The organism is Bartonella sp. B12(2025) (assembly GCF_053795135.1).
Genome location: NZ_CP200031.1, coordinates 546,729 through 559,081, shown reverse-complemented (window position 1 = coordinate 559,081; position 12,353 = coordinate 546,729). Strand labels below are relative to the sequence as shown.

The window sequence follows — 12,353 nt, the reverse complement described above, 5'->3', positions numbered from 1 at the left end:
TTTTCAAAAAGTTTTCTTCTCCCATAAACACTTAAAATAAAAAATGTTATGCAACCTTTTATCTACTCATTTGCAGCAAAAGCTAATGAATCAATACTACGATTTTTTTTAAGAAGTTCTGCAACAAGAAAAGCTAATTCTAACGCTTGATCTGCATTTAATCGCGGATCACACTGCGTATGATAGCGATCAGACAAGTTTTCTACAGAAATAGCATGTGCTCCACCTGTGCATTCTGTTACATCACGACCAGTCATTTCAATGTGAATACCCCCTGGATAAGTTCCTTCCCCACAATGCACTGAAAAAAACCTTTCTACTTCCTTTAAAACATAATCAAAGGGGCGCGTTTTATAGCCATTTATAGTAACCGTATTACCATGCATTGGATCACACGACCATATAACCTTACGCTTCTCGCGCTCAACTGCATGGATCAACTTAGGAAGATAATTTTCAACCTTATCATAACCAAAACGCGTAATGAGCGTTAACCGTCCCAGTTCATTTTCAGGATTTAGAATATCAATCAACCTCAAAAGCTCATCAGGATCAATGGAAGGGCCGCACTTCAACCCAATAGGATTTTTAATACCGCGGCAATATTCAACGTGAGCGTGATCAATCTGACGTGTACGATCACCAATCCACAACATATGGCCAGACGTTGCATACCAATCTCCAGAAGTTGAATCAATCCGCGTCAAAGCCTCTTCATAATCAAGCAAAAGCGCTTCATGACTGGTATACAAAGATGTTTCACGTAATGAAGAATTCGTCTTGGGCGTAATCCCTATGGAACGCATAAAATCAATAGCTTCAGAAATACGCTCTGCCAACAACTCATAACGCTCGCCCTGTGGGCTTTTAGAAACGAAACTCAACGTCCATGCATGGACATTTTCTAAATTGGCATACCCCCCTTGTGAAAAAGCACGTAATAGATTCAATGTTGCTGCGGATTGACGATAAGCCATAGACATTCGTTGTGGATCAGGAGTACGAGAATCTACATCAAACTCAATGCTATTAATAATATCCCCTCGATAAGAAGGAAGTTCAACTCCTTCTTTGCTTTCCGTATCAAAAGAGCGTGGCTTTGCAAACTGGCCAGCAATACGACCGATTTTAACAACTGGTTTAGAACTTCCAAAAGTTAAAACAATTGCCATTTGCAAAAACACACGGAAAAAATCACGGATGTTATCAGCCTTATGCTCTGCAAAACTTTCTGCACAATCTCCACCTTGTAATAAAAAAGCCTTCCTCTGTGCAACAGCCGCCAATTCATCTTTCAAATCACGTGCTTCACCCGCAAAAACCAAAGGAGGGTAGCTACGCAGCTTTCGTTCAATATCTGCTAACGCAGATTTATCCGGATAAGTTGGAACTTGTTTAATTGGCCTTGCTCTCCAAGAGTCAGGCATCCACTCTTTTATCATTGTACTCTCTCCAGAGCTTAAGCCTACAGCTTGTTGTAATAAAAGCTTCGTCGTTCACCATAACATACGCTGTTCAATTTTCTACTTTCTTCCCATTTTCATATACATAACTTGGTTTATACATCGTTACCAACTCTTCTGCCATAGTTGGATGCACTGCCATAGTTTCATCAAAGACATCCTTCGTTAATTTTCCTTTGAGGGATATTCCAATGAGCTGCGCTATCTCACCAGCGTTCTCACCTAAAATATGAGCACCCACAACAATACGGCTTTCACCATCAACAATAAGCTTCATAAACATCTTTTCCGAACTCCCGGAAAAAACATCGCGCATAGGACGAAAAACTGTACGATAAACCTCAAGACGCTTATAACGATGTACAGCATCTTCTTCTGAAAGACCTACTGTTCCAATCTCGGGTTGCGAAAAAACTGCAGTCGTGATTAAATCATAATCAGGTGTTGTGGGCGTATTCTCAAATGCAGTCTTAACAAAACACATTGCATCATGAATCGCAACAGGTGTCAATTGAATATGACCTGTTACATCACCAACAGCCCAAATGTGTGGCACATTTGTTGTCATTCTTTCATCAACAACAACTGCACCAAATTCATCCACTTTAACGCCTGCCCGCTCAAGTCCTAAAGCCGTTGTATTTGGTACACGCCCTGTAGCCAGCATAATTTTATCGGCACTGATCGTTTGCCCAGTTGATAAAACAACATCATAACAATTCCCTATAGCTTGCACGTTGGAAACTGTCGCCCCATAGATAATAGAAATCCCTTTTTCAATCATCGCATCATTAAGCAACTGTCGCAAATCATAATCAAAGTTACGAAGGATTAAATCACCACGATGGAGCAGCGTTGTTTTCACACCCAATTCATGAAAAATGTTAGCAAATTCAACACCAATATACCCACCACCAACAATTACTATTGATTGTGGAAGTTTTTCAAGGTCAAAAATTTGATTAGAAGTAAGGCATAAATCACTGCCTCTTATTGTAGTATTTGGCGCAATTTTTGCCCCCGTCGCGATTAAAATTTTTTCTGCGCTTACCCGCTCGCCTGTTGCTGAGAGCTCTAATGTATGTTCATCCACAAAAACAGCACGACTTTCATAAATATGAACATTATTATTTTGCAGTCCCTTGCGATAAAGCCCTTCTAATCTTGATATCTCTTTATTTTTAGCCGCAACTAATTTTTCCCAGCTAAAAATTGGATCAGCATATTCCCATCCAAAACCAACGCTCTTCCTGAACTCTTTTGCATATTGTGAAGCATAAACATAAAGTTTCTTTGGAACACAACCGCGAATAACACAAGTCCCTCCGATACGGTATTCTTCTGCTATAGCGACACGCTTACCAAGTCCTCCAGCAAGGCGTGCAGCACGCACACCACCAGAACCACTTCCAATAACAAATAAATCAAAGTCAAAAGATCCCACGAACTATTTCCTTCTCATATGTCTGCAAGAATAGGCTATGATCATTTATTATCAAATGAAAGCCTTTTTGTTTTTAAGCGCCACTTTTTCTATAAAGCAACATTCTAAAAAGACCTATTTTACTAAAAACGGCGGGAAAACCGCCGCTTTTAAAAATAAACTAGAAATTGCGTATTATTGTAATAGTATCAATAAAACTATTTTTTATTTTTTGAAGAGCTCGATTTCGCAGGCGTAATTGAGTTGTTCAAATTAAGCGTTCCAGACATCTCTTTTTTCACATTTTTCATAAGATCCTGCATAATAGAAGAACGCCATACATCAAATGTAGAATAAGCATCGCGTGCAATATTTGGAACTTCTGTCAAAAACTTTTTACCAGTATCAGAACTATAGAATGCCGTGATTGCATCAAGTTCTTTTTGAGTAAAATATTTTGCATATACATGAGCAATCTCTTTTTCCAAATCAGAACGCCGTTTAACCAAAGCAAGTACCTGCTTATCAACAATATCAGAAATAGCAGTTGCCAAATTTGGATCCTCGCTGATCAGTTCATTCTTGAGATCATGTGCCGCGTTTGGTAAAAAACTATCAAATTGATCAGTTGCATGAATGGCACTTATAGCCTTTCTAGCTGAATCTAAATGCTGATCGCTCACACCTTGTGCATAAGCCATTCCACTGTTTACAATAAAAACGACAATTGCACTAAAATATACGGCAAAACGCTGAAAAGAAAATATTGTTTTCATTTAATGATTACCCCGATGACTAATTATACTTTATAATTCAAATTCGTTATTTTATCCAAATTTTTCAACACCCTTTTTATCGTGCTAACATACCGTCATGTAAACTGCCTTCTCTAAAAATCAAATGATTCTAAAGCTTTTATTTGACCATCAGCCATAGCTACAATTGCACGCGAAGCCAATCCCAAAAAAAGACCATGCTCAACAACACCAGGAATTGCAAGAAGCGCATCCGATAATGGTTTTGGTTGCAAAATACACCCCCAAAATGCATCAAAAATAAAGTGACCACCATCTGTTTCAAAAGGTTTTTCTCCATTCATCCGTAATACAACTTCTCCAGAAAGCCCTAAATTATCAGCTACTTTTTCAATAGCTCTGCGTGTAGTATGCATGCCAAACGGATTAACTTCAATCGGCAACGCAAAAGCACCAAGCCTTTTCACCAGCTTTGTTTCATCAGCGATAACAAGCATTGCACGAGATGCCGATGCCACAATTTTTTCATGCAACAACGCCCCACCCCCACCTTTAATGAGAGTCATCGCTGGACCAATTTCATCTGCCCCATCAATATCAAGATCTAGTTCAGGTGTTTGTTCTAAAGTAGTGGTAGGCACCCTAAATTTACGACAGAGTTGTTCAGAATATCGTGAGGTGGTAACACCTGTCACACGCAGACCATCCGCAACACGCTCACCAAGAAGGCGAATAAACTCATTTATTGTCGAACCAGACCCGATACCAAGCCGCATATCATCTTCAACAGACTCAAGCGCTTTAATAGCCGCTATTTTTTTTAACTGCTGAATATTCATGGAATGCTTTACCTTTTATCAATAATAAGCAACATTCATTACAACTCGATAATAGAAAAGTAACATATTGCCTCAATTTTCCATAAATTTATTTGTCATCTTTTGGTTGAAAAGTGTTAACTATTATAAAAACATATGATAATAATAAAATAGAATAATTAACAATTTTGTCTCTTTTATAAAGTTTATTGACATTTTCCATATCCAATAAGCGTTTCTAGCTTATCTTTCATTATCAATAAGGTGCACAATATAAAATGCTTCTGCGACATTATAAGTTGTTCAAATATCAAAAAAAATTATTTGTTAAAAAGTATGAACAATTAGTCAACTCTAGTGGAATTTATACCCCTACAACACTGTAAGAAAAACGCCAAAGCATAAAATGCGGTAAGTTGTAGTTTTTTTGTGAATGCTGCCTGTACATATTCCATGGTCTATGAAACCCCATCGAAGACCAAATAATATCTCCATTTTTGGTTATCATAACACTCCCTTGTGATAATGATTGTTGGGGTGTAAATGTTAGTTGCGCCTTCTTGTTGCACGTTTTATTACTCGTTGCAAATGTCTTAATCATGATGTCTGCCTCTACGCATTGATCTGTTTTTCCACGTAAAACAACCACTCTTAATCCATTGTCTAATAAAGATGCACACACATGCTTATCACAAACAAACTGTTCATTAAACGAAGGGCCATATTTCGTTGGTTTGATAATCTCATTCACACGAAACGATTTTTCCCATATGAATGCCGTGAACTTAGAAATATGGTAACGATCAATATATAACTTCTTCTTATTGATAACACCCACGAGCTTCATATTATCTGCTATAATTAATTGCACAGGTGAATGCATCAAGCAAACATAAATACCAGCCAGAATAAAAAGACTAAACAAAAACCTAATAGATGTTTTGCAAAAAGTAAGCCCAACCAAACCTATACTCAATAAAACCAATACAGATAACGGTATAAACCCAGGATTCAAATCAGGAGAAATGGCACTTATAGCGTGAGCAATTTTTATCACAAGACCAACACCAAAACCCATAATTTGAAGCGGTAACCATTCAAGCCCCCAAAACATTGTAAGGACTGCGATTAATCCAAAAGGTATAATAATAATTGATACTATTGGAAAAGCTAAAGTATTGCTGATAATGCCAAGAAATGCAATATTGGAGAAATGATAAGCAGCATAAACTCCACTAGCAGTACCAGCCACAAACGAAGATGCGCTTACTGAAATAATCGATAAGAATGCAAAATAGATCACTCCACCTCTAACATAAGATGGTGTTATTTTTCTTTTACGAAAAAGTGACCTCTTATTCCACCAATCAAAAGACGCAATTAAAGCTCCGGTTGCGGAAAAAGACATTTGGAAGCTGGGACCTAATATTTCATGCGGTGCAATAGCTAAAGTTATCAAGCCAGCAATAACAAAATTATGCATTGTGACAGCAGAACGATTACACAGTATAGCAACCAACATAACAGCAACCATCACAAAACTTCTTTGCGCTGATACAGCTGCACCAGACAGCACCAAATAAAAAGCTGTCATCATTAACGCAGCAATGGCAGAAAATTTTTTAATAGGATAATAAGATGCAAAAACTGGAAAAAGTGCTAAAAAACTACGGCTACTCACAAGAACTATACCACTTAACAAAGCCATATGCAAACCTGATATTGATAAAATGTGTGCTAATCCAGCCGTACGCAATGCTTCATTTGTATCGCTTGAGATACTGCTCCGTTGTCCCGTTATAAGAGCAGCCGCAACGCTCCCCTTTTCTTGGTCAATCGCCATACGGATTCTTTGTGTCACGTTTGTCCGTAAATTTTCAATTTTCTGTAAAACTATACCTAATACGCTATCGGACTGCGAAACTGATATTTTGATTGGTTTTCCCAAGTAAACTCCCTGAGCACCAATTCCTTTAAAATAATTATGAAAACTAAAATCGTAGCTTCCTGGACGTACCGGCCCAGACAATGCACGCATCTTGACTTTTCCATATAGCCCGTCACCAATTGCCAACCCATATGGTAAACGCCTTGCCGACAAACGAACACGATGAGGACCATGGTGTAATACTGGTTTTTCTGTATTTAAAACATCCAGAACTAAACGAAATCCTCCTCTTTGCCTTGACTCAATAGAAACAATTTTTCCTGTTAACGTGGTAACAATATCGCTACTCAACATTGGTGTAGACATACGCCATGTTTCTATTTTTGCAGCCAAAGCACCCAATACAATACAAAACAGAAATCCTGCAATAATCCATACTCTCCGATAAAAGCGCAAAGTATATAGTATTCCAAGGCAGACACTAAGCAATACACAAAACTGCCACCAACTTGGCTCTCGCTCTAAATTAAAATAAAAAATGATGCCTGTGGAAAAAAAGACTAAAATCAACGAAAAAAGAATTCCAAAAGAGATTTCTTTGTTTATGCAATCTACCAACCACTTCCAGAAAAAAAATATCGCTTCTTTTAAAGGTGTAAATAAAATATTCTTTTGTTTGTTACAATTATCGTTATTTGGATCATAAAAGGTAGAAAAAACACCCGGACATATTAGATTCGATTTTTTCTTTCTGAAACACCGCTGATACATAAACCGTCTTTAACTTTATTTTGATTAAACATCCGCAAATCCCCACTTTAACTTGCAATGCGGCTGTTGCATACCCTATAACCTATGCTAACATACCCCTTCCATAAAATTATTATAAATAACATCTTAATTTCAAAGGAAGATATCCGTGCCCGTTATTACCCGCTTTGCACCCTCACCAACAGGCTTCCTTCACATCGGAGGTGCCCGTACTGCCCTCTTTAATTGGCTTTATGCAAAACATACTGGTGGCAAAATGCTTCTGCGAATTGAAGACACAGATCGAGAGCGCTCAACAGAAGCAGCTGTACAAGCTATTATAGATGGCTTGCACTGGATGGGACTTAGCTATGACGGTGCTCCTATTTCGCAATTTGAACGAGCAGAACGTCATCGCCAAGTCGCTGAACAATTGGTAAAAAATGGCAAAGCTTATTATTGCTATGCTTCTCCTGAAGAATTGGCTGAAATGCGTGAAAATGCCCGTCTAGAAGGTCGTCCACCGCGTTATGATGGCCGTTGGCGAGATCGTGATATTTTAAAAGCTCCTAAAGGGATTAAACCTGTTATTCGCATCAAAGCACCACAAGATGGAGAAACAATTGTGCACGATCGCGTTCAAGGTGATGTTCGCTTTCCTAATAAAGATCTTGATGACTTTATTATTTTGCGTTCCGATGGCTCGCCAACCTATATGCATGCTGTCGTCGTTGATGATCATGATATGGGGGTAACACATATCATACGTGGTGACGATCACCTTACAAATGCAGCTCGCCAAACAATCATTTTCAATGCGATGGGATGGGATATTCCTGTTATGGCGCATATTCCACTCATTCATGGTGAAAACGGCGCAAAATTATCAAAACGCCATGGTGCACTAGGTGTTGATGCCTATCGAGCCATGGGGTATCTTCCTGTTGCTTTGCGCAATTACCTAGTACGTCTAGGTTGGAGTCATGGCGATGAAGAATTGATTTCAACTGAGGATATGATTTCTTGGTTTGATATTGATGATATTAATAAAGGTGCAGCTCGTTTTGATTTCAGAAAGCTAGATGCTATTAACGGACATTATATGCGCATGAGCAACGATCAAGACCTTTTTGATGCTGTCCTTAACATTTTGCCAGAAATTGAAGGTGGATTGAAAATAATTGAAAGACTTGATAAACAACGCCGTGCTCAATTTTTAGCAGCCATACCAAATTTAAAAGAACGTTCCAAAACATTGCGCGAACTCATTGACAATGCCTCTTTCATTTTTACGCAACGGCCATTACCTCTTGATGAAAAAGCGCAAACACTCTTAGACAAAAATGGAAAAACCATCTTAGAAGGCATCTACCTTGCCCTAAAAGCCTGCCCCAATTGGGATGCAAAAACGTTGGATGAAACTCTTCGATATTATGCACACACACAGAATCTCAAGTTTGGGGCTGCTGCCCAACCACTTCGGGCAGCTCTCACAGGACGTGCAACATCCCCAGGAATTTTTGATGTTCTTGTTTTATTGGGACAGGACGAATCTTTGAATCGTATTAATGATCAACTTATCACAACCGCAAGCTAATTATATGTACCTAGGTAAATTTAACCGAATGGGCGTTAAAGTAAAAAATGCCTCAATACAAATTGAAAGCTATCTTTTAACTTGAACGATCGAAATATATATTTGATAAAATCGCAATATAAAAAATATTTTTATATTGCATGAGCCAGCTTTTAGAGTAAATCTACCCTCAACATAGATAGGAGCGGTTTTCGTTATATCCCCCTATCTAATGAAGCGGTATCTTGGTTTTTAGTGCGAAAAATCTGAAAGGAATATCTAATGTTTGAGAATAAAGCACACATTACCGTGAATGATAAAAAAATAGAACTTCCAGTGCGTAAAGGCACTGTCGGTCCTGACGTCATTGAAATTTCTTCCCTCTATAAAAAAACAGATACTTTTACTTATGACCCTGGTTTTTCCTCAACCGCTTCTTGTGAATCAAAAATTACTTATATTGATGGTGATAAAGGAATATTGCTTTATCGCGGTTATCCTATCGACCAACTAGCTGAAAAAGGAGACTTTCTCGAAAGCTGTTACCTTTTACTTCATGGTGAACTACCAACAAAAAAAGAAAAAGTCGACTTTGACTGTCGTATTATGCAGCATACGATGGTGCACGAACAGTTTGCACAGTTCTTCCACGGCCTTCCACGTAATTCTCATCCTATGGCTATCATGGTTGCATGCCTTGGAGCTATGTCTGCATTCTATCACGACTCTATTAATATTACAGATCCTCAACAGAGAATGATCGCTTCTATTCGTCTTATTGCAAAAGTTCCAACTCTTGCCGCTATGGTGTATAAATATAGCATTGGGCAGGCATTTATTTATCCACGCAATGATCTTGGTTACGCTGCAAATTTTCTTCGTATGTGCTTTTCCGTTCCTGGTGAAGATTATAAAATAAATCCAGTACTTGCTCGGGCTATAGATCGAATCTTTATCCTTCATGCAGACCATGAACAAAATGCTTCTACGTCCACTGTACGTCTTGCAGGATCATCAGGAGCTAATCCATTTGCATGTATCGCAGCAGGTGTTGCATGCCTTTGGGGACCAGCTCATGGTGGAGCCAATGAAGCATGTCTAAAAATGCTACAAGAAATAGGTTCCGTCAAAAGAATTCCTGAATTCATTGCACGTGCAAAAGATAAAAGTAATCCTTTTCGTCTTATGGGTTTTGGTCATAGAGTGTATAAAAATTATGATCCACGTGCAAAAATCATGCAACAAACCTGTCATGAGGTCTTAAAAGAACTGAACATTCAAAATGACCCGCTTCTTGATATTGCTATAGAACTCGAAAACATTGCACTAAATGATGAATACTTTATTGAAAAAAGACTTTATCCTAATGTCGACTTTTATTCTGGCATTACACTAAAGGCTTTAGGCTTTCCAACTGAAATGTTTACTGTTCTTTTTGCATTAGCACGCAGTGTTGGCTGGATTGCGCAGTGGAAAGAAATGATTGAGGATCCAGCACAAAAAATTGGTCGTCCACGTCAACTCTATACAGGTCATGCCATGCGTGAATACGTTCCCATAGATAAACGTATAAGCTAAAAAATAAAAAAACCGATCAATAAAGTTTCAATTTATTGAAGCTTTATTGTGAATAATCAAATGCTCCAATATAAAAATGTTTTGGAAAGCTTTGATCTCAAAGCTATTTTTATAGCTATAATACTACTACAACAGTCGTGATGAAAATTTTCTAATGGCCTTTAACAATGGGTAATTAGAACCCACAATGCTCTTTTTGCAAAAAATAGAGCATTTTTTCTGGAATATATGAAAAATCCTGACCTATTACTTTACCTAAATTAAATACGTACTCTCCATCATTCTATATACAAACTACTGGTTATTGTTACATAAGAGAAAACTAAACAATCAAGAGAACTTCACTCTCTGCCCCTAAAACAGTATCGCAAAGGCATTACCAAAATATTCTTTTAAACCATACACAAAAACTTCTTATCCCATTTCAGAAAATTATAAAAAAGATGAAAAATACTCTTAAAACTTTCTTACACAAAATGACGCTTTGCCAATGAAGCACCATTGTGTACCTACACATAACTATATGCACAAGCATTCTTCTTAAAATCATCTGTTAGCAATATGCTTTTTATAAGAAAAACATTCATAATTTATCAGAAAAGCGATTGACTTCGATGTTCCTCAATATTTAAACAGCTCACAATACTAGTGATAAAAATGAGAATTTACTTTTATCTTCCTAAGACCTAAACTCTCTTTGTGCTTAAATTGAGTAATCTTTTTTCAAAATAAAGCTCTGTATTTTCTTGAATAAAATGATGAAAATAAATTGCCTTATGATAAATAATAAGGCAGTATAATTAATGAGATATTTATTTTCCTGTATTTATCGTACTAGTACTTCTATAAAATGAGTATTTTTTGATAATGATATTCATCGTAATGATAGCAAAACAAATAGCAATAAAATTTTGCATTGCTCCCAAAAGAACTTACAGATTATAAAAACACATGATGATCTAATATTTTCCGCTTATTCAACAGGAGAACATAATGAAATTATTAGCAGCAGTTCTTATAATAAGCACAACACTGTTCGCCTCGGCCAATGCTAAAACGCTGAAAATTGCAAGTGATGCTTCCTATCCCCCATTTAGTTACATTGACTCAAATAACAAGCTCCAAGGTTTTGATATCGATATATCCCATGCACTTTGTAAAAAAATGAATGTCGAATGTACTATCATCACTCAAGACTTCGAGGGAATGATTCCCGGTCTTCTTGCAAAAAAATACGATGCTATTGTTTCTTCCCTTTCCCCGACACAAGAGCGCTTACAGAAGATCGACTTCACAGATCCTTACTATAATACAGCACTCGCTGTAATTGTTACAAAAGATTCAGAAGTTAAAGAAATCTCTACAGAAGCCTTTAAAGGTAAAAATCTTGGTGTACAATCAAACACAACACAAGCTGCATATGCAGAAGATCATTATGCTTCTAAAGGGGTAAACATAAAACTCTATCCTACAGCAATAGAAGTTAGTCGCGATCTTTTAAGCCGTCGACTTGATGTAGTTATCTTTGATAAACTGCATGCATTAAACTGGCTCAAAAATGAGGGAAAAAATTGCTGCCAGCTTCTAGGAACTCTGGAAAAAACGACGTTTCCTATTGCAATTGCTATACGTCAAAATAATAGCGATCTTAAAAATAAATTCAATGAAGCGATAAAAGAAATTCGTTTGGATGGAACCTATGATAAAATTGTGAAAAAATATTTCACAGTTGATATCTATTAGATATCAATATGAACTAAAATAAAACAAACTGTTTATTTCTAAAATAATATTACCTAATTTTTTGTGAGGAATGCAAAAATCATTGAAAATTTAACATTTTTGCCATTTTTTACAAGAAAAACATTCTTAAATTATCAGAAAAGCAATTGATTTCGGTATTCAGAAATATCTAAGCAACTCATAATACCAGTAATGAAAATGATATTTTACTTTTATCTTCCTAAAGCCTAAACTTTCTTTATGCTTAATTTTAATAATTTTTTTAAAGTGAAGTTTTGTATTTTTTGATAATGATACTTATTCATCGTAATGATAGCAAAACAAATAGCAATAAAATTTTGCATTGCTCCCAAAAGAAC

Annotated in this window: 7 protein-coding genes and 1 pseudogene; 3 read left to right on the top strand and 5 right to left on the bottom strand. The window is 36.9% G+C overall.

Annotated features, from left to right (window positions below):
• Window positions 1-62: 62 nt before the first annotated feature.
• The 5 genes and pseudogenes from V3564_RS02365 to V3564_RS02345 all read right to left on the bottom strand — a co-directional run bounded on the left by V3564_RS02365 (window position 63) and on the right by V3564_RS02345 (window position 7,150).
• Window positions 63-1,442 (bottom strand): class II 3-deoxy-7-phosphoheptulonate synthase, encoded by a 1,380-nt coding sequence (locus V3564_RS02365; RefSeq protein WP_455481235.1) that lies wholly within the window; start codon window positions 1,440-1,442, stop codon window positions 63-65.
• Between the two features lie 73 nt (window positions 1,443-1,515).
• On the bottom strand, window positions 1,516-2,907 hold the full coding sequence (gene gor, locus V3564_RS02360) for a glutathione-disulfide reductase (RefSeq protein WP_455481234.1): 1,392 nt from the start codon (window positions 2,905-2,907) through the stop codon (window positions 1,516-1,518).
• Between the two features lie 197 nt (window positions 2,908-3,104).
• Complete coding sequence (locus tag V3564_RS02355) at window positions 3,105-3,662, bottom strand: DUF2059 domain-containing protein (RefSeq protein ID WP_455481233.1); 558 nt, start codon at window positions 3,660-3,662, stop codon at window positions 3,105-3,107.
• Between the two features lie 113 nt (window positions 3,663-3,775).
• The gene (gene rpiA, locus V3564_RS02350; protein ID WP_455481232.1) at window positions 3,776-4,480 is read right to left on the bottom strand and encodes a ribose-5-phosphate isomerase RpiA; all 705 of its coding nucleotides are present in this window, start codon (window positions 4,478-4,480) and stop codon (window positions 3,776-3,778) included.
• A gap of 343 nt (window positions 4,481-4,823) precedes the next feature.
• Window positions 4,824-7,150: pseudogene (locus tag V3564_RS02345) on the bottom strand (ComEC/Rec2 family competence protein).
• 116 nt (window positions 7,151-7,266) lie between these two features.
• On the opposite strand from V3564_RS02345, the gene gltX reads away from it, so the two are divergent.
• From gltX to V3564_RS02330, 3 genes are all read left to right on the top strand, one after another.
• Window positions 7,267-8,694 (top strand): glutamate--tRNA ligase, encoded by a 1,428-nt coding sequence (gene gltX, locus V3564_RS02340; protein ID WP_455481231.1) that lies wholly within the window; start codon window positions 7,267-7,269, stop codon window positions 8,692-8,694.
• Between the two features lie 261 nt (window positions 8,695-8,955).
• On the top strand, window positions 8,956-10,251 hold the full coding sequence (gene gltA / locus V3564_RS02335; protein WP_455481230.1) for a citrate synthase: 1,296 nt from the start codon (window positions 8,956-8,958) through the stop codon (window positions 10,249-10,251).
• A 993-nt stretch (window positions 10,252-11,244) separates the two neighbouring features.
• Window positions 11,245-11,994 carry a transporter substrate-binding domain-containing protein gene (locus V3564_RS02330; protein ID WP_455481229.1) on the top strand — a complete coding sequence of 250 codons (750 nt, stop codon included), beginning with the start codon at window positions 11,245-11,247 and terminating at the stop codon, window positions 11,992-11,994.
• The last annotated feature ends 359 nt before the right edge of the window (window positions 11,995-12,353 follow it).